The 17,164-nt window shown below is 62.0% G+C and carries 19 protein-coding genes and 1 pseudogene; 5 read left to right on the top strand and 15 right to left on the bottom strand.

What is annotated here, in order from left to right; genetic code table 11:
• Positions 1-57 precede the first annotated feature (57 nt).
• Together BRA49_RS11930 and BRA49_RS11925 are read right to left on the bottom strand one after the other, a co-directional pair.
• On the bottom strand, positions 58-552 hold the full coding sequence (locus BRA49_RS11930) for a hypothetical protein (protein ID WP_292386323.1): 495 nt from the start codon (positions 550-552) through the stop codon (positions 58-60).
• A gap of 166 nt (positions 553-718) precedes the next feature.
• Positions 719-997, bottom strand: coding sequence for a hypothetical protein (locus tag BRA49_RS11925; protein WP_292386322.1), 279 nt, complete (start codon positions 995-997; stop codon positions 719-721).
• Between the two features lie 243 nt (positions 998-1,240).
• Here BRA49_RS11925 and BRA49_RS11920 point away from each other — a divergent pair, with 243 nt between their 5' ends.
• The 3 genes from BRA49_RS11920 to BRA49_RS11910 all read left to right on the top strand — a co-directional run bounded on the left by BRA49_RS11920 (position 1,241) and on the right by BRA49_RS11910 (position 3,467).
• Positions 1,241-1,741, top strand: coding sequence for a PRC-barrel domain-containing protein (locus BRA49_RS11920; RefSeq protein WP_292386321.1), 501 nt, complete (start codon positions 1,241-1,243; stop codon positions 1,739-1,741).
• 109 nt (positions 1,742-1,850) lie between these two features.
• Positions 1,851-3,122: a chloride channel protein gene (locus BRA49_RS11915; protein WP_292386320.1), complete on the top strand. Its 1,272-nt coding sequence runs from the start codon at positions 1,851-1,853 to the stop codon at positions 3,120-3,122.
• An 84-nt stretch (positions 3,123-3,206) separates the two neighbouring features.
• A complete protein-coding gene (locus BRA49_RS11910) occupies positions 3,207-3,467 on the top strand; it encodes a DUF3303 domain-containing protein (RefSeq protein WP_292386319.1) in 261 nt (86 codons plus the stop codon).
• An 18-nt stretch (positions 3,468-3,485) separates the two neighbouring features.
• On the opposite strand, the gene BRA49_RS11905 is transcribed toward BRA49_RS11910, so the two are convergent.
• From BRA49_RS11905 to BRA49_RS11890, 4 genes are read right to left on the bottom strand one after another with little or no spacing between them, the layout of a single operon-like run.
• Positions 3,486-4,274, bottom strand: coding sequence for an ABC transporter ATP-binding protein (locus tag BRA49_RS11905; RefSeq protein ID WP_292386318.1), 789 nt, complete (start codon positions 4,272-4,274; stop codon positions 3,486-3,488).
• Positions 4,274-5,326 (bottom strand): FecCD family ABC transporter permease, encoded by a 1,053-nt coding sequence (locus BRA49_RS11900; protein WP_292386317.1) that lies wholly within the window; start codon positions 5,324-5,326, stop codon positions 4,274-4,276. The genes BRA49_RS11905 and BRA49_RS11900 overlap by 1 nt, the downstream gene beginning before the upstream one ends.
• 11 nt (positions 5,327-5,337) lie before the next feature.
• Entirely contained in the window at positions 5,338-6,558 is a 1,221-nt protein-coding gene (locus BRA49_RS11895) for an ABC transporter substrate-binding protein (protein ID WP_292386316.1), read from the bottom strand.
• The gene (locus tag BRA49_RS11890; RefSeq protein WP_292386315.1) at positions 6,555-7,082 is read right to left on the bottom strand and encodes a hypothetical protein; all 528 of its coding nucleotides are present in this window, start codon (positions 7,080-7,082) and stop codon (positions 6,555-6,557) included. Before BRA49_RS11890 ends, BRA49_RS11895 begins: the two co-directional genes overlap by 4 nt.
• A 185-nt stretch (positions 7,083-7,267) precedes the next feature.
• Between BRA49_RS11890 and BRA49_RS13645 the strand changes: the two are divergent.
• Positions 7,268-7,420: pseudogene (locus BRA49_RS13645) on the top strand (DUF3800 domain-containing protein); the annotation flags it as partial.
• A 180-nt stretch (positions 7,421-7,600) separates the two neighbouring features.
• On the opposite strand, the gene BRA49_RS11885 reads toward BRA49_RS13645, so the two are convergent.
• Positions 7,601-8,008, bottom strand: a complete 408-nt coding sequence (locus BRA49_RS11885) for a hypothetical protein (protein WP_292386313.1) — start codon at positions 8,006-8,008, stop codon at positions 7,601-7,603.
• Positions 8,009-8,158: 150 nt separating this feature from the next.
• Here BRA49_RS11885 and BRA49_RS11880 point away from each other — a divergent pair, with 150 nt between their 5' ends.
• Positions 8,159-9,610 (top strand): CorA family divalent cation transporter, encoded by a 1,452-nt coding sequence (locus BRA49_RS11880; RefSeq protein WP_292386312.1) that lies wholly within the window; start codon positions 8,159-8,161, stop codon positions 9,608-9,610.
• Positions 9,611-9,734: 124 nt separating this feature from the next.
• On the opposite strand, the gene BRA49_RS11875 is transcribed toward BRA49_RS11880, so the two are convergent.
• The 8 genes from BRA49_RS11875 to BRA49_RS11840 form a co-directional block, all read right to left on the bottom strand.
• Positions 9,735-9,881 carry a hypothetical protein gene (locus BRA49_RS11875; protein WP_292386311.1) on the bottom strand — a complete coding sequence of 49 codons (147 nt, stop codon included), beginning with the start codon at positions 9,879-9,881 and terminating at the stop codon, positions 9,735-9,737.
• Between the two features lie 627 nt (positions 9,882-10,508).
• Positions 10,509-11,669 (bottom strand): epoxide hydrolase family protein, encoded by a 1,161-nt coding sequence (locus BRA49_RS11870; RefSeq protein WP_292386310.1) that lies wholly within the window; start codon positions 11,667-11,669, stop codon positions 10,509-10,511.
• Positions 11,670-11,875: 206 nt separating this feature from the next.
• Positions 11,876-12,088, bottom strand: coding sequence for a hypothetical protein (locus tag BRA49_RS11865; RefSeq protein ID WP_292386309.1), 213 nt, complete (start codon positions 12,086-12,088; stop codon positions 11,876-11,878).
• A 3-nt stretch (positions 12,089-12,091) separates the two neighbouring features.
• A complete protein-coding gene (locus BRA49_RS11860; RefSeq protein ID WP_292386655.1) occupies positions 12,092-12,307 on the bottom strand; it encodes a D-alanyl-D-alanine carboxypeptidase in 216 nt (71 codons plus the stop codon).
• Positions 12,308-13,549: an ABC transporter permease gene (locus tag BRA49_RS11855; protein ID WP_292386308.1), complete on the bottom strand. Its 1,242-nt coding sequence runs from the start codon at positions 13,547-13,549 to the stop codon at positions 12,308-12,310.
• A 32-nt stretch (positions 13,550-13,581) separates the two neighbouring features.
• Complete coding sequence (locus BRA49_RS11850; protein WP_292386307.1) at positions 13,582-14,691, bottom strand: COG1361 S-layer family protein; 1,110 nt, start codon at positions 14,689-14,691, stop codon at positions 13,582-13,584.
• Between the two features lie 690 nt (positions 14,692-15,381).
• A complete protein-coding gene (locus tag BRA49_RS11845) occupies positions 15,382-16,146 on the bottom strand; it encodes an ABC transporter permease (RefSeq protein WP_292386306.1) in 765 nt (254 codons plus the stop codon).
• Between the two features lie 2 nt (positions 16,147-16,148).
• Entirely contained in the window at positions 16,149-17,150 is a 1,002-nt protein-coding gene (locus BRA49_RS11840; RefSeq protein WP_292386305.1) for an ATP-binding cassette domain-containing protein, read from the bottom strand.
• Positions 17,151-17,164: the final 14 nt, after the last annotated feature.

Genomic DNA, 17,164 nt, shown 5'->3' with positions numbered 1-17,164 from the left:
AAGGGCCGCGTTCCGCCCGCCCGCCCCTCCGGGAGCGCCGGGGACGTGCCCCCGGATCTACCTTCCTCCCGCCCCGCTCGCCGCCCGCTCCGTCAGCCAGGAATAGAACTTCCGGTGCCAGAACGGCACGTCGACCGGCCGGGAGAGCGACTGCCAGGCCGCCCAGACCAACCGATCAGACATGCTCTGCCACTCGCCCACCCGCCGGGCCATGTCGTCTGCCGGCTGCCCGACCGCGTGCAGGATCTCGTGCCAGATGCGGAGGATGATCGCCTCGTCATCCTTGTCCTCGCGCGTGACCCGGACACTCGCCCGATTTTGCATCCCGCCCCCGAGCGCCCGGGCGGGGATTGCGTCATCAAAGACGTAGACGGTTCCGTCAGGGACCGGAAAGGGGAAGCCCTTCCACATCGGGTCCTTCTGGTCGAAGTAACGCACTTCCGGCGTCCCGGTCCGGACGGTGAACCGAAAGTACGGCGGGATGAGCCGGAGGTGTGGCTCAAGCCTCCGCCGCAACTCCTCGGTCTTGAAGAAAAGGTCGAAGTGAGGCATCGGAGCCGCATGGGTACAGGTGGTAATAAATGCTAAGGTCACCCGGGAACCCGGGCCGACCCTCCTCCCAACCCCGGGGTATCGTCCACCTTCCGGGTATGGCCCGCCCCGGGTGCGACGCCGGGAATGCCGCTCGGCCAGGCAGGGAGCGCCTACCCCCGGCCCCCTACGGTGGAGAACCCTCTGCGAGTGCCCCCTGCCGCTCGTCGATCCAGGCCCGGGTCCATGCCCGGAGATCGTTGATGCCGGCAGACCCCTGCCTGTCACGCATCGTCCGCAGGTGGTCCTCGAGTTCGTCGGCCAGTTCAAAGATCAGGGCTTCGGAGGCTTCTTGCGATAACGTCCCTTCCACCCGCAGGCGGGCAGCGCCCAGATCAAGGAAGCGCTGCAACTCGCCGGTTGCCTCGAGAATCGTGGTGAGATTCAGTCTGATGGTAGGCCCCATGAAGAGGGGGTTGACGCACGGAATACATAACCTCATCCATTTGTTCCTGGGCCCATACACAGACTCATTTCAATAAAGCGGTAAAGTGATGGTATAAATTGGCGAAATCACCATTCTTTTTCACCGTCATGCCCGGCAGGAGGGCCAGACCGGTTCGGCTGATCCTGTGCCTGCAGGCGTAATCATTTTATGGAGGCCCGGCACTCAGTGCACGCCCCACTTCAGGGGGTGTGCCTCCCTGATATGGGAGCGATGGAGATGAAGAAGATGCAGGAGCGATCGGAAGTTATCCTGGAACGCAGGACACGAGCGGCCGGCGAGGAATGGTTCATGTCGGCCGACGACATCCTTGATAAGAACGTGATCAATCAGCAAGGAGACGATCTTGGCGAGATCTCGGATATGCGGGTCTCCTTCCCCGACGGCAAGGTGCAATACCTGGTACTCAGGTACGGCGGCGTGCTTGGCATGGCGGCAAAGCGGTTTGCCATCCCGCCCGAGGCCGTAATCTACCGGCCGGGGGACGACAACTTTGTCGTGAACATCGACAAGCAGCGGCTGGACGACGAGCGTGGCTTCGACGAGGACAACTGGCCGCGGGAGGCGGACTACGGCCTGATCCAGTCGGCAGGGACCACGACGCCCCCGACGCGGGAGGAGGCGGAGGCCATGAGGAGGGAGGCGCCCCCGCCAACGGAAGTTGTGAGGACCGAGACGGTCGAGACGCGGCCCCGGCGCAGGTAATCCGGAACCAGAACTCTTTTTTTGGCTGCACGGCCCACCTCCCCGGTGTCAGGAGGCCGACCGCAAGGAAGATTACCGGGGAGAATGAATCGGCCGTGTCGTGTCTTCCATGCCAGCATCCGCTGAAGGTCCGGCGCCGCCGGGAGCACCGGGCGGTGACGGTGTTCTGCGAGTATGGCAGGTTGTCTTCATCGCGGTCATCGCCATCACGTTCACGGTCGCCTACCTGAGCCTGTACGGACTGCTCAACAGGGCCATCTGGGGTGAGAACGACTTCGTGGCGGCCAACCCCTGGGTGGTCCCGGCCGGGGTGCTCCTCTTTTCGCTGCTTGTCGGCCTCTCCCGCAGGTACCTCCGCGCCCCGACCGTGATCCACGGGGGGTTCACGGATTCGCTCAAAGGCGGGGAGACAGAGCCCGATTACCGGACATTCCCCGGTGCCCTCCTCTCATCGCTCTTCTCGCTCCTCTCCGGGGCAAGCATCGGCCCGGAAGGAACCATCACCGTCCTCATTGCATACGTATCCTCCTTCGTCGGGGAGAGACTCAGGATCAACGCTCCCATGGCCGCTCTCGGGTTCGACGTCGCCGCCCTCGCCTCGGCGTTCAACGGCATCGTCGGGAGCGTCCTCTTCACCGGAGTCTTCGCAACCGAGTTCCAGGTCGGCGGGAGCAGGAACGCCTTCCGGCTCCTCACCTGGAACCTGCTCGCCGGCACCATCGGGTTTCTCTTCTACCTGCTCCTCGGCCTCCCGTCCTTCGCCCGCAGCATCCCGTTTGAGCCGATAGGCGAGATCCTGCCCATCTACATCCTCTACGCGGTTCTTCTCGGGATCGCAGGGTCGCTGCTCGCGGTCTTTGCGGGGGTCTCCATGCAGGCAGCCGAGACAATCATGGACCGAATCTTTAAGGACGCGATCCTCGCCCGCATCCTCGCCGCGGGGGCGGCGATCGCGGTCGTCGGTTACTTCGTCCCTGAACTGCTCTTCTCCGGCGAAGCCCAGATCCACGCCATCATCGCCGACCCTGCCCGGTTCGGGGCCGGGATGCTTCTTTTGATGGCGGTCGTAAAACTCCTCCTGCTTGCCCTCTCGTTCAAGAGCGGGTATATCGGCGGCCCGCTCTTCCCCATCATCTTCTCGTCGACGCTCGTCGGGCTCGCGCTGGGTCTCGTCTTTCCGGGTGCTCCGGTCGGGATCTTCGTCCTCTGCGTCGAGGTCGCGGCCCTCACCTTTGCCCTGGGTGCGCCCCTGACCGCCATCCTCCTGGTCGCGGTCGTGGGGACCGCCGACCAGTATACGGTCGTACTCCTCGCACTCTCGGCGGTCACCGCGATGCTGATTGCCACCCGGGTGAAGGAGAGGGTGGGAGGGCAGCGGTAATGCGCCATGCTTTTATACTCCTGGACCCATGACGCCGACTGTCCATCCCGGCGTGCCGGGATGCGGCAACGAGGGGGGAAGAGCATGCAATTCATAAACATACTCACCTGGGAGCCCGGGAAGACGGCCGAGATCATGGAAGCGCGGGCCAGGGAGGAGACACCGGAAGGTGTGACCGTGATCAACGAGTGGGTCGACCTTGTGGGGAACACGGTCTTCCGGCTGATTGAGACGGACGATCCCGTCGCCCTCATGAAACTCAGTTTTCCGTGGAGCGACCTCGGCTACAAAGAGATGCATCTGGTCATGGAATCAAAAGAAGCGCTGGCTATTCTCAGGAAATGAGGCGGGGAGAGGGCGGGCTTACGCCCCTCCCTCCAGGCTTCCCGGCCGGACCGGGACCACGTAAGGTGCCGCGAGATCCCGTTTGACGACCGCGTCGATGCCGTAGACGTCTTTGAGCATCTCTTCGTTGAGCACCTCTTCCGGCACCCCGTGGCTGTAGACCGACCCGCCCGAGAGAACGAGCAGGCGGTGGCAGTAGGTCGCGGCGAGATTCAGATCGTGGAGCGCGAGCACGACGGCAATCCCCCTCTCTTCGGCAAGACCGTGGAGGACTTCCATGACCCCCATCTGGTGGCAGACGTCCAGATTGCTTGTCGGTTCGTCGAGGAGGATCACCCCCGTCTCCTGCACGAGCGCCCGGGCGATCATCACCCGCTGGCGCTCCCCGCCGGAGAGTTCGCCGACCTTCCGGAGCGCAAGCCCGCCGAGGTCCAGAAGGTCGAGCGCGGCAACCACCTTCTCTTCGTCAGCCAGGCTCACCGTCCAGTTCAGGTAGGGCCGCCTTCCCATCAGGACCGTCTCAAAGACCGTCGAGGCGGTCTGGTTCCCGGCCGACTGCGGCACATAGGCCATCGCCCGGGCGACCTCGCGGCGGTGCATCGTGCGGAGTTCCTGCCCCTCAAGCCGCACCCTGCCGCTGTGCGGGGTGAGCATGCCGTCGACGCACCGGATCAGCGTCGTCTTCCCACACCCGTTCGGCCCGACGAGGCCGAGGACTTCGCCGGCGGCGACCGGGAACGTGATCCCCCTGAGCACCTCCCGGTCCCGGTAGGCGAACGAGAGGTCTTCGATCGAGAGCCGGGCCATCAGGCATTCCTCCGGTGCAGGAAGAGGTAGATGAAGAACGGCACCCCGAGGAACGCGGTCACGATCCCGACGGGAAGGACCTGCGGTGCAAGGACGCTTCGCGCGATGCTGTCGGCAGACAAAAGGAGGAGAGCGCCCACGAGGCCGGAGGCGGGGAGGAGTGTCCGAAAATCTCCGCCGACGACCATCCGGGTGATGTGCGGGGCGACGAGCCCGATAAACCCGATCGTCCCGGTGAAGCAGATGATCACCGCGGTGAGCAGGGAGGCGATCATCATGAAGAGAATCATCGAGCGTTCCACGGGCACCCCGAGACTGGCCGCCACCTCGTCGCCTTCGGCGAGGGCGTTGAGGTCCCAGGCGCGGTAGATGAGGTAGGGGATGGTGCAGGCGAGGACGAGGGCGACGATCCCGAGTTTCGGCCAGGTGGACTTGTCGACCGAGCCGAACGTCCAGAAGACCACCGCCTGGAGCTGTTCGGCGCTGCCGACGTACTGGAGGAGCGACGTCACCGCCGAGAAGAGGTACATGACGGCGATACCGGCAAGGACCATCGTTTCGCTCCCGATCCCCCGGTAGCGGGCCATCCCGTAGATGGCAAGTGCGGCAAGCAGGGCGAAGAGGAAGGCGTTGCCGATGACAAGATATTCTCCGCCCGCGACCCCGGCACCGAGGACGATCGCGATCGAGGCTCCGGTGGTGGCGGCCGAGGCGATCCCGAGGGTGAACGGGCTCGCGAGCGGGTTTCTGAGGATCCCCTGCATGACGGAACCCGCCACCGCGAGCCCGAACCCGGCACAGACCGCAAAGAGCACCCGGTGGAGCCGGAAGTCCCAGACAATGGTCGTGGCGAGGTCGGGGGCGCTGAAGGTCCCGGGGAAGAGGCCGGCGAGGATCGCGAGGTAGGACTCGCCCACCGTGAAGTCGGCGGACCCGAGCGTGACCGCGACGCCGATGAGGACGGCGAGGGCCGAAAGGAGGCCGCCGACGAAGAGGGCCCGGGTCTTCTTCAGCCGGGTATACCCCTCCTGGATGATGACGCTCTGTTCCATGGCTGCACCGGTCACGGGTAGACGAACGTTCCCTCGGACGCGAGGTCGAAGTCGATCCCCTGGAACTCGTTGAGGTAACGCTGGTGAACGGCGTGCGGATCGAGGTCGGCGAACCGGTCGGGGTAGAACCACTTCGCGAGGTAGGCCGTCCCGATAAAGTGCTGGGCGCCGCCGAGGATGTCGGAGTGGATGACATAGACCCGGCCGTCCTCTACCGCGGAGACCCTCGACCACCCGGGCCGCTCGGTCAGCGCCGACCGGATCGCCTCGAGCGCCGCGATGTCGTGACCTGAATAGCCGCCGACGGCCAGACCCTGCCCGGCCAGTTTGACAACGATCTCCGGGTCGGTGACGATGATCGCCTCGGGGTCGACGACGGGGTACTCCCCGGTCCCGGTGGCGAAGGGGTTCATTCCCCCGGCGAGCTCGGTCTTCTCGTTGTATCCCGCTTTTGCCGAGACGGTCGTGTAGTCAAACCAGTACTCGAAGTAGACCCGGACCTTCTCACTGTCCGGGATGCCGGCCGTGCCGTCCCGGATCCGGCCCATCGTCGACTCGTAGAAGGAAGCAAACTCTTCGCCGCGCCCGCTCTCGTTGATCATCGAGGCGATCGTGCGGATCTCCCCGGGATACGTGGCGGGCTTGAAGCAGTCAAACCGGAAGACCCGGATACCCGGGGAACTCGCCTCCAATTTCCGCTGGATATCGTCGCAGGCCGCGATGCTGATCGTCGCGTAGAGGAAGACCGCGTCCGGCCGAACAGAGAGGACCTGCTCCATATCGGGTGACCAGATCGACCCGACGTTTGCCTTATCTCGGCACTCCGGGAAGAAGGTGCTCTTCTCGTGGCTGTACTTGTCGACGGCGACGACGTTCTCCATATCGAACCCGAGCGACCGCAACGTCTCCAGGGACTCGCCGCTGAAGGTCACCACCCGGCGCAGGGGGCGATAGAGCGTCACCGTCTGCCCGGACGAGTCGGTGACTTCGAGGGGTTTCCCGTCCCAGTGCGTATAGACCCAGGCAGCATCCCGGATATCGGTCCGGGTGAGGCCGCCGGAGCCGCCCATGTAAGCCGAATCAAGGTAGGTGAGGGCCGCCGATGCGTACTCGGCGCCGGTGAGGACCTTGTCGCCGTCGGCGTCGCCGGGGATGCCGTCACCCGACGAGGCCGAGACCGTCCCGACAACGAAGAGGAGGAGCAGAAGGGCGAGGAGGTGCCGCCGGTTCATCGTCGACCACCCCACCGCCCGGCGAGGATAAGGCCGGCAACCGCCGCAAGGACCGCACATGGCGAAGCGGCCTGCTGTGCGGCAGAAGCAATCGGCTCTGCCCCGGCGCTCGCCGCGATCGTCTCGATGCCGTCCACCGCGACGTGCGATGCGGCAATCCGGCCCTCTGATCCGGCGAGGTAGTCTTCCCACGTGCCGGTGATATCCCCGCTTCCGGAGGCGGGGGCCCGGGCAGAGTAGGTTACCGCGGTATCGTTCATCACCGCAAACGCGACCTGCTGCCCCCGGACGAGGAACCGGTCGGCGGGGTGCCCGGTCCCTGCAAAGGCGTAGCCGCCCGGCAGCGTCTCGACCACCCCGCCGAGGGCCATATCCTCGATCGAGAGCGAGACGGTGAACACCTCGCCAGCCCCGGGCTCCGCGGTCGAGAGCGTCCGGGTCACCGGGGCCCCGGACACGGCGACCGGGACGACCATGAGCAGGAAGGCGATGCAGAAGAGACGGTTTGCCGGGGAACCAATCATGGGTTTTCCTTTGTCAATTAGGTAATATGAATGTTTCTTATTGTGCTAACAAGTCTGAAGATCGGGGGATCTGGAGTATATCAGGATGGTCCCCCGGTGGAGAGATTCATCGCGGGACGCACCGGTGAAAGGCGGGAGGGTGCCGGAGTCCTCGCAGTCGTTATGACGAGTACGTCCTATTATTTATTGCGTGGATATACGTCGACGAATCCGGTGATCTTGGATTTGGACAGAAGACGTCCCGATATTTTGTTTTTGCAGCCCTTATAGTCCGGGATGAACAGACGATTCGGCGCTGCTTTAAAAAGATCCGACAGAGAAAACTCAAGAAATCACTCAGGAATGTGCCTGAGTTTAAGTATAACAACACAAAAGGGTTGGTGAACTACCCCCACCTTGCGCAGGGGGTCTTCCCGCTCCGTCCTTTCAACCCCGCAGAGATAAATCGATGTACAACCTTCAGCGAGACCATTTTGATGGTTGTTGCCGCCGAACCCGGCCGCCTGCAAGACTCCCGCTTACAGCATCCCCTGCTGCCCCATCGCGACGAGCAGCATCGCCGACGCCGCCGAGAGCAGAAAGATCGTCACCGCCCAGACGACCAGGAACGCGACGACCATGAGCGGGCTCGTCTCCCGGTAGGGGAGGAGGCCCTCGTTCATTCCTTTCGCCGTCCGGTAGGCATCGTAGCCGCCCCAGAGCCAGACCGCCACACCCGGAACGATCAGGAGGAAGAGGCCGAGGAGGCTCCCGAGCAGCACCGCGACGCCCCGCACGAACTGCCCGTTGTAAGCCTGCCCGAGGCCGTTAAAGAGGAGCGAGAGTCCTGCGGCCACCGCCGGGTACTTCTTCCGCTCCCGGCGAGAGACCTCTGCGGCCGCGAGAGCTTCCCGGATCGAGACCGGTTCCGCCGTTTCACCACGCATGATTCCCGGTACGTCGGATAAGGCCATCAGCCTATCCCGACTTTGGGCAGGATTCTGCGCACAACCGGAGAGCGGCGCACCTGCTATATACGCAGAAGAACTGTATACCCACAGGGTCCCGGAATCGCTGGGCCGGCCGGGGGTGATGGTATGGATACGGCGGCAGAAAGGGCCGGAGAGGGGCGAAAAGCGAAAGTGCGCGACGTCGTCTACCTCCTCCTCCCGGACGGCCTGATGATCTTCCTCGGTCTGCTGATGGCCCCGATCGTCATCATACCCCTCCTGACCCAATCGCTGCCGCAGCCGGTCGCGGGGTTCTTCAATATGGCCGACACCACGATCATCGCGATCTTCGTCCTTGAATACGTCCTCAAACTGGTCCTCGCGGAGGACCCGGCGAGCCATTTTCTGGACCGCTGGCACCTCCTCGACCTCGCCATCATCACGCTCCCGTTTCTCGAGGCGGTGCCGGTTGCAGGATGGACCATCGCCCGGTCGTCCCCCACGCTCCGGCTTCTGCGGGTGGTGCGGGTGGCGGCGGCCGGCGGGAGGTCCGTGGAGCGGCGGATCGAGCCGGAAGGAACCATCCCGGGGCCTGCAACGCCGGCGGTCTCGACGATGCGGGTCCGGGGATGGGTGGAGGAGGACGGAGCCGGCGGGAGGGAGTTCTCCCCTGCTGAATTGAAGGAATTTCTCGCAGATCCCGCGACCGAGGCCTGGTTTGATATCTCCGGCGCTTCAAGGCCGGACTTCCCGGTGCTTGCCGATATCCTCGGTCTCCCCGTCGCCTACTTCGAGAGCCGGCTGATGAAGGCCTCGCATCCGGGGGTAACGGTCACCGGCACGACCCGGCTCATCTTCGTGCAGGAGCCGGAGCAGACGCTCCGGATCAGAAAAGGGGTCCGGGTCCCGGTCGTGACAACCACCGGGCTCGTCATCGTGAGCCGGGAGAAGACGATCGTCACGGTCTCGAAGGCTGAAGACCGGATCTTTGAGCCGATCCTGGCGGGTCTCGCCGGGAGCGTTACTGCCGGAGAACCCCTGGCCGCCAGGGTGCTCTACGGGCTTCTCGACCGGATCAACGAGGCTTACGCCCGGATCCTCTCGGAGATGGAGACCGGGATGATGCACCTTGAAGGCACGCCCAACAACGAGATGCCGGAGAACTTCCTCGACTCCGTCTTCCAGCTCAAGCGGGTGAGCAGCGTCCTCGTAACGAGCCTCTTTCACCAGAAGACGGTGACGGCGATCGTTGCACGGAGCATCCCCGCGACGGGTCCGTGGGCGGGGCAGAAGAGCATCTTCGATGCGCTTGCCGACGAGACGATCTACCTGCACGAGACCGCCGGGAACATCCGTGAAGGTCTCCTCTCCCTGATCGACGTCCACATCAACACCGTCTCCTACGAGATGAACCGGGCGATGCGGGTGATCGCCGTCCTCTCGGCCCTCGTGCTGATCCCGACCCTGATCGGGCAGGTGCTGGGGATGAACATTCTTGAGACCCCGTTTGAACTCTATCTCTGGGAGGTGACTGCCTGGACCGTCATCTCGATGCTTGTGGTCGGGTGGGTCTTCTACAGGCTGGGATGGCTGCGGTGAGCATCGGAATATCCGCCGGCGGAGCCGGGTTGCTCGGTCCGGGGCGACCGCAACAGAGAGTTCAGGAAGACTAACGGACCCGCGGCGAAAGACCGATGCCTGCAAGCCCAAACGTCGAGAACCGTTACCGGTCAAACACCTTCTTGATCCGGACGCGCCGCCCAAGCACCGTCTCGTACCACTCCTGCTGCTTTAAGGCCTGTTTTATGCTCCGGATCCGGTGCCGGACCCGGGTCCCGGTCTCCATGTCGATCAGTACCAGCCTCGGCACCTCAACCATCCCCGTCGATAGATGGAGTTTGGCCCCGGGGGTTAGGAAGGTTTGGTTTTGTGCCGGTGATGATGGCTCCGCCGGGGATCTGCCGGACCCGACTGTTGTAGTTCAGCCAGCCCTCACGACGCCGCCTCCGGGTTCATCAAGAGAAACCCCGAGACCGGATCCATGGAAGCGGTCTTCAGAGACCTCTAGAAAAGTTTAACGTTAGGCATACCCTCTCTATCTTGAGGTGAGTTCATATGCCGGAATCTGTGTATTGCGGGCACTGCGGGCGAGCATTCCTGGCGGAAGAGCGAAACACGCGTGAAGGCGTGCCTTTTTGCAGCGCGGAGTGTCGGATGGCGGCAGAGAAGGAGGACGCCGGCCAACAAGAGCGCCAGCTGGAGAGGCTCCTGGTCTCGGGTCGGTCCCCCTGGGCCAGATAACCCTGCCGGACGAAAAAAGCCTCTCGATGAGGGTGTGCGTGACGGTGCAGAGATTCACCGTCGAGGAGTAAAGACTCCGGTACGCCTCCCGGCCACGCTGGCGTATAACCCATACTGCTCCTGCAGGGGGATCATGGGGCCGCAACTTTATCAGGATTCTGAATCGTCCGGACCCCGGTGCTGATCCCTATTCCGGTCAGGCAGACGCCGGGAGATTCCGGAGCGGGCGGAAGAACGCCCGGATCTCCCGGGCCATCAAGTCCGGGACTTCCATCGGCGCGAAGTGGCCGCCACGCTCGAGCACCGTCCACCGCCGGATATCCTTCAGGTTGCGCTCCGCGTACTCCCGGGGCGGAAGGGGGTCGATATCCTTCGGGGGGAGCGCAAGCCCTACCGGGACATCGACCCGTTGATCCGGCGCAAGCGAGGGGAAGACCCACTCCTCGCGGTAGCTGAGTGCCCTGGCCGAAGGGCCGCCCGTCCAGTAGAGCATGACGTTCGTCAGCAGTTCGTCTTTCGAGTAGACCGTCTCCAGGTCTCCGTCGCAGTCGCTCCAGGTGCGGAACTTCTCGATGATCCAGGCGGCGTAGCCGGCAGGAGCGTCGTTCAACCCATAGGCAAGCGTCTGCGGTTTTGTACCCTGGAGCACCGCATACGCTCCCTCTTCAAAACCCCGCGTCTGCGACGCTGCAAGATACTCCCGCTCCGCATCGGAGAGGTCCGGGAAGTTCGCCATCAGTATGGGAAAGCCGATGTCGGTGAGGTGGAGGCCGATGATCGAGTCCGGGTGGCGCACGCCGAGGATCTGCGAGATCGGGCTCCCGCCGTCCCCGCCGCCGGCACCGTACCGGCGGTAGCCGAGTTCTTCGGTCATCAACCGATGCGCCAGCTCCGCTATCTTTGCGAGCGGCCGTTCCGTATCCGATCCCGACATGCCGGGATCGCCGATCAGCGAGGGCACGACGACGTCGAACGAGTCGGCCGGATCGCCGCCGAACCGGGCGGGATCGGTGAGCATCGGGATCAGTTTGAGGTAACGGCAGATCGAGTCCGGCCAGCCGTGGAAGAGGATGAGGGGCATCGGGTCAGGGCCTCTCCCCCGCTCGTGGATGAACCGGATCTCCATCCCGTTGATATCGGCGGTATAGTGGGCGAACCGGTTCAACTCCGCTTCACGGGCGCGCCAGTCGAACCGGTTCAGCCAGTAATCGACGAGTTCCTCCATATAGCCCAGGTCCGTGCCGTAGTCCCAGCCCGCACCCTCGACCGCGTCCGGGAAGCGGGTGCGGGCAAGGCGGGAGCGGAGGTCGTCGAGGACCGGTTCAGGGATATCGATGCGAAACGAGTCGACCGCCATGCGGGGAGTGCTGGAGGGAGGGGTGATAACTCTTGTGCCCATCAACCGGTCCATGACCCGTCGTTATATACACGGCGGCCCACTTCACCTCGTCCACGGCTCCCACGACGCCCGGTCCGTGGCAGATCACTGATATCGAACGGATCGTACACGGGAGATCCGGCCTTCTGGGGGGAAGAAGATACCGTCGCCAGGGTGGCTCTGGTTCAGAGACACTTGTATATCAGAACGGCGACGTCATTTACGTCGTCTGTCACGCCTTGCAGGTCATTCATCGGCGCGAGGCCGGCGATGTTGTCGACGTAGATCACAAACGTGACTGGCGTTCCCTTCGCCGTCGTCATGTAACCGAGCAGGCCGAGGGCGTAGAGGAAGAACCCCCTGCTGGGCGCCGGCCGCCGAGGTTCCGGTCCTGGCACGGATCACACTGTAGCCCGGATCTTCCGGCCCGGTACACCGGGCGTCCTGAACCGGTAATCCGGGCCGAGAAGATCGAGAGCGGCCGAGACGGTGAAGACCTCCGTCGTCGAACCCGACGTGAAGAGACGGTCGCCGTTCATCGAGAGCAGCACCTCGCCGGTGGAGGTGTCCCGCGCCATCATGCCCCACGTGGCGTAATCATACCGCTCCCTGGAGATTCATTCCGCTCTGAGTGCCTCGATGGGATTGAGGTTCGATGCCCTCCATGCCGGGTAGACCCCCGACATAATGCAAACCGCGACACCGATGAGCATGGCCTCCGGGACATGGATCAGGCTCCCATAGGTGAAAAAATAGTCCGACGTGCCGACCATCCCCACGACGACGGCATAGCCGACGATCAGACTCAGCACCGCGCCGATGGCGGCCCCGACGATCCCGATAATGACCGCCTCGTAGATGAACATTCTCAGGACCTCGCTCCTCTGCGTCCCGATGCTCCGGAGGATGCCGATCTCACGAACGCGCTCGGTCACCGACATCATCATCACATTGAAGATCGAGACTGCCGCGACGAGGAGTGATATTCCCGCAATTGCCGTCACGAACGTCGTCATCGAGGAGACCGTCGACGTGATGCTCTCCACCATCCTGCTGCTATCCTGGACCGTAACCTCATCTTTCTTCTTGTTCAACGCCCCTTCAATCTTTGATTTAACAGTAGCGACATCGTCGACGTTGTTCACGGCAATGTTGACCTGCCCATACTCGCCTTCACCGCCGAAGAGGTCGACAAAAAGGTTCTCGCTCCCGACGATCGCAACGTCCGTGTTGATGTCCATCGACAATCCCCGTTCCTCAAGGATTCCGGTAACGCGGACCGTCGTCGTCGGCCCTTCGGTGGGATCGCCAATGTCTATCCGGCTCCCGATCCTGAGACCCATCCGCTCGGCGAGGAGCGGTCCGACCAGAACGGAGCTCGGGCTCTCCGGGTACTCTCCCTCTTTAACAGTGAGTATCTGCCGGATTACTTCGAGATCGAGGCCATATATCGTTGCTCTCCCCGTATCGGACCCGACCTCGATCTGATCGGAGTCCCGGTAGACAAAATACACGACCCCATATTTCCCAGCGATCCGTTTGATATCTTTGAACTGGTTCTCCGTCACCAGCACCTCATCGGTGGAGGAACCACCGGCGCCAGGAGGGGGAGGGCCCGGCCCCCCTCCCACCGGTCCTTCCATGCTGTCTCCCTCGCCCGCATATCCGGTGACAGTGAGTTTGTTCGCCATATCGGTGAGTTGTTCCGTGACCGAGAGGGTCATGTTCGCCCCCATCATCCCGATCGATGCGATGGCTATGACACCGATAACGATGCCCAATGCAGCGAGGAGAGACCGGAGGAGATTTAGCCTGACGTTCCGGACAGATAGTTGAAAGATGATATCCCTGACGATCATACGGCATCCACGTCCCTGATCACGGTATCCGCCTATCCGGGCGGGCGTTTGCGGATCTTCGCGAAATACCCCTTCCGCCATGCGATGGCGACGGCAATGCCCCCGACGATCACGAGGGCGATCTCAAGGATCGGAAACCGCGCAGACCCCCCATCAAAGGGTCCGGAGACTCCCTCTCCACCGGGGCCATTTCGTGATGAGGTCGAGCCTGACTGAATGCCGGTGTTCCCCTGCGACGGCAATTGCGTCTCGGTCAGAGAGACGGTCACGGTCTCCTCATAAGTTTTGCCGGTAGCGTCCTTGTACTGGACGAGCAGCGGCACCGAGGATGCCCCCTCGGCTCTGCATGTAATCTCGAAACTCGAAAAGTCGTCGGGTTCGAGCCTGCCGACAACATACACCGGATAGGGAGCGATTGCCTGCGCCGGGCTGCCGACGGTGACCTGAACGGAGTATGCATCCTTAAGACCTGCGTTGGTCACGTCTCCTGTCAGATTGACTGAAGGGCCGTTCCGGGCTATCTCGATGTTGTTGATCACCATCTCCGGTTCCACCGTCCTCCGGCCGATCACAACCGGGAGGGTCAGGGTCTCATTGTGCTGATTGATCCCGTTCCGGTAGGAGATGACGAATGTGAGATCGGTCGCCTGCGATGCGGTGATATTGAAGGATGCGCTCCTCACCATATCGGCCGGGAGATTACCAAGGAAAACAGCTTTCGGAATGGATGTAAACCCGCTCCCCGTCGGGGTGATCGTCACGCCGTTCACCGTATTGTCCCGGGGATTACCGATGGAAAGCACAACAGTATCTGCGCTCTCGGCCGGGAACGTCTCCGGTGCATCCAGGATGGAAACCCAGATCTGCGAGTCTGAAACCCTCACCGGAACGTAGTAACGGAAACTTCCGCCGTCGCGCATATCCAGGTAAAACTCCTGGTAATAAATACCGTCGGCGACATTTGCCTTCATGGTGAAGGTGAACTGCATGGTGCTTCCAGGAGCGATGGTGCCGACCGCATCGTAGGTCTTGTCGTTGAGCACGGCTACTCCACCCGAAAACAGCCTTGCACCACCGATGGCAACCCCGGTGGATCCCGTGTTCTTGATCTCTACCCGGATCGTACCGGTATCCCCGTACATGAATACTTCCGGACTAACAATAACCCCCGTGACAGCGATCTGTGATTCTGGTGTTGCGGGCGATACCGTTGCAGTGTCCGTTGCCCGTGGTCCAAGAGGAGTTGGTGTTGCCGGGGACGTAATAACGGTATCTGTGGTCCACTGCTCGGAAGGAACCGGTATTGCCGGGGACGTAACGGCCCCTGCTGTGACACTTATGACGACGGCAAACAGGACAACCAGAACGTACATTATCTGCCCCATATCATCTCACCCGTGATCGCGAAGCAGGCCGGTTATCGTTCGGGGAAATATTCCCCCGGTTCGCCGCTCTGATGCTCTTCTACATGAGGGTTCTATATGCCATCGGCACCTCTCCCGCAGCCTATCGTATCGTAGAAGCCTGCGCCGTTATTTTTATTGGAACCCCCGGAACGATGAGATAAGTCTATCAAGGGCTGGAGAATGATTCCATTGAAGACCCGTTCACTCTTTGTGGAACTCTCAATTTAACGAACATTTCTTCTCCACGCATCAGGGGGATCCGGTGTAAAGGGTTTAATTATATTATAAATAATTTACTGGCCTCTGCAGGCGCACGGAGAATACATGGCATATGAAGAACAAGCCGATACGACCGACATCTAGTTTCAAATGGCCGGGATTAGCCCTGCCTTGATCCTGATGGAGAAGTCAATCGTATATACTTACCTAAATCCTTATTTTCCCAAAAAGATTTCCTCCGATTCCAAGCATGGCAACGGCAAATAGGGTAATTACTGCAACACTCAATGAAATGGGAATTGTGGAGTACCCCAGTAGACACCAGCGAAGCGCTTCGACGCAATAGGTGAGGGGATTGAGATATACAAGACCCCCCAGCCAGATGGGCAGGTCTGAGATCGGGAAGAACGCTCCGCTCAGAAGAACAAGAGGCATCGTCAGGAAACTCATAATCATCTGAAACCCTTCGGGACTCTCGATCCTGGACGCAAGTGCAACACCCAGCCCGATGAACCCAATACCCGAGAGACCCATGATGATAAGGCCTGCCAGCACGCCGATGCCCGAGATGTACCGCACGCCGATCAGCCCGGCAATAATCAGCAACATGATGCCCTGGATCAGGGCAATGGTGACGCCGCCGGCAGCCTTTCCAAGCGCTATGAAGAAACGACTGATGGGGGCGATGAGGACCTCTTTTAAGATGCCGGACTCCCTCTCCCATACGACGGACCCACCGCCAAACAGGGACGCAAAGAGGACGGACATCCCTATGAAACCCGGCGCGAAGAAACTGAGATCCACGGTGCCTCCGCCTTGAAACTGAAAACCGGAACTGAGACCGGGGCCGAGGAAGATCATGAACGTCAGGGGCGTTGAAAGAGCACCAATGATACGCGATTTCGAGCGCCAGAATCGCAGCATCTCACCAAGCCACATGGCGTAGATCACATTCATTGCTCTTTTGATCATCGTCACCTCCTCATCGGACGGGTCCGGGACCTCCCGTACTCTTCTGCATCCCCGGTCTCTCTATCCCTCAGCGCCCGGCCGGTGTGATGGAGGAAGACATCGTCCAGCGCAGGCTTATGCAGGCTGACGGAGAGGACCAGGATACCCGCACGGGAGGCCAGATTCAGGACGTGCGGGATGTTGCGTTCACCGTCCCTGACAGCCATCGAGACCCCGGTGCTTCCCCGGGTCACCACCCGTGCAAACCCGTTGCTCTCGTACAGGGCGCGCAGCCGGGCAATGTCGGCAGCGCCCTCCACCTCAAGCGTGATCACGTCCCCCCCGAGCTGGCTCTTCAGGGCCTCAGGGGTATCGATGACGACGATCTTGCCACGATCGATGATGGCAACCCTGTTGCAGAGGTGGTCCGCCTCTTCCAGATAGTGCGTGGTGAGCACGATCGTCACACCCTCCTCTTCCGTCAGGGTCTTGATATACTCCCAGATGTGGATCCGCGTCTGCGGATCGAGACCGAGCGTGGGCTCGTCCAGGAACAGGATATGGGGTTTGTGTACAAACCCGCGTGCAATCTGAAGACGTCTCAGCATACCGCCGGAGTAGGTCTTGACCAGGGTATCCGCCCGATCGGTGAGATCGACGAGGGCAAGGACCTCCTCGACCCTCTCCCTCCGCACCCTGCCCTCAAGACCGTACAGCCTGCCGTGAATATCCAGATTCTCCCGCCCGGTGAGACGCTCGTCGAGGGTGATGTCCTGGAAGACCACCCCGATGCTCTGCCGTACACGATGAGCGTCCGCGACCACGTCAAACCCCCATACCCTGGCACTCCCGCCCGAGGGCTCGGTCATGGTCGAGAGCATGTTAATGAGCGTGGTTTTCCCTGCCCCGTTCGGGCCAAGAAGCCCGAGCAGTTCGCCTTGCTCGATCGAGATGCTGACATCGCTCACGGCGGCAACCCCGCCGAACCGTTTCGTGATCCCCTCCGTCTCTATGGCATAGAACATGCAAACCCGCCCCG

This window comes from Methanoculleus sp. UBA430 (assembly GCF_002506585.1).
Classification (GTDB): Archaea; Halobacteriota; Methanomicrobia; order Methanomicrobiales; family Methanoculleaceae; genus Methanoculleus.
This window is presented reverse-complemented; position numbering and strand designations above follow the sequence as displayed.

Bases quoted from the DNA above. Each gene is read 5' to 3' on its own strand.
- BRA49_RS11930 (WP_292386323.1), bottom strand. From the start codon at position 552: ATGCCTCACTTCGACCTTTTCTTCAAGACCGAGGAGTTGCGGCGGAGG.
- BRA49_RS11925 (WP_292386322.1), bottom strand. From the start codon at position 997: ATGGGGCCTACCATCAGACTGAATCTCACCACGATTCTCGAGGCAACC.
- BRA49_RS11920 (WP_292386321.1), top strand. From the start codon at position 1,241: ATGGGAGCGATGGAGATGAAGAAGATGCAGGAGCGATCGGAAGTTATC.
- BRA49_RS11915 (WP_292386320.1), top strand. From the start codon at position 1,851: ATGCCAGCATCCGCTGAAGGTCCGGCGCCGCCGGGAGCACCGGGCGGT.
- BRA49_RS11910 (WP_292386319.1), top strand. From the start codon at position 3,207: ATGCAATTCATAAACATACTCACCTGGGAGCCCGGGAAGACGGCCGAG.
- BRA49_RS11905 (WP_292386318.1), bottom strand. From the start codon at position 4,274: ATGGCCCGGCTCTCGATCGAAGACCTCTCGTTCGCCTACCGGGACCGG.
- BRA49_RS11900 (WP_292386317.1), bottom strand. From the start codon at position 5,326: ATGGAACAGAGCGTCATCATCCAGGAGGGGTATACCCGGCTGAAGAAG.
- BRA49_RS11895 (WP_292386316.1), bottom strand. From the start codon at position 6,558: ATGAACCGGCGGCACCTCCTCGCCCTTCTGCTCCTCCTCTTCGTTGTC.
- BRA49_RS11890 (WP_292386315.1), bottom strand. From the start codon at position 7,082: ATGATTGGTTCCCCGGCAAACCGTCTCTTCTGCATCGCCTTCCTGCTC.
- BRA49_RS11885 (WP_292386313.1), bottom strand. From the start codon at position 8,008: ATGCGTGGTGAAACGGCGGAACCGGTCTCGATCCGGGAAGCTCTCGCG.
- BRA49_RS11880 (WP_292386312.1), top strand. From the start codon at position 8,159: ATGGATACGGCGGCAGAAAGGGCCGGAGAGGGGCGAAAAGCGAAAGTG.
- BRA49_RS11870 (WP_292386310.1), bottom strand. From the start codon at position 11,669: ATGGCGGTCGACTCGTTTCGCATCGATATCCCTGAACCGGTCCTCGAC.
- BRA49_RS11855 (WP_292386308.1), bottom strand. From the start codon at position 13,549: ATGATCGTCAGGGATATCATCTTTCAACTATCTGTCCGGAACGTCAGG.
- BRA49_RS11850 (WP_292386307.1), bottom strand. From the start codon at position 14,691: ATGTACGGGGATACCGGTACGATCCGGGTAGAGATCAAGAACACGGGA.
- BRA49_RS11845 (WP_292386306.1), bottom strand. From the start codon at position 16,146: ATGATCAAAAGAGCAATGAATGTGATCTACGCCATGTGGCTTGGTGAG.
- BRA49_RS11840 (WP_292386305.1), bottom strand. From the start codon at position 17,150: ATGTTCTATGCCATAGAGACGGAGGGGATCACGAAACGGTTCGGCGGG.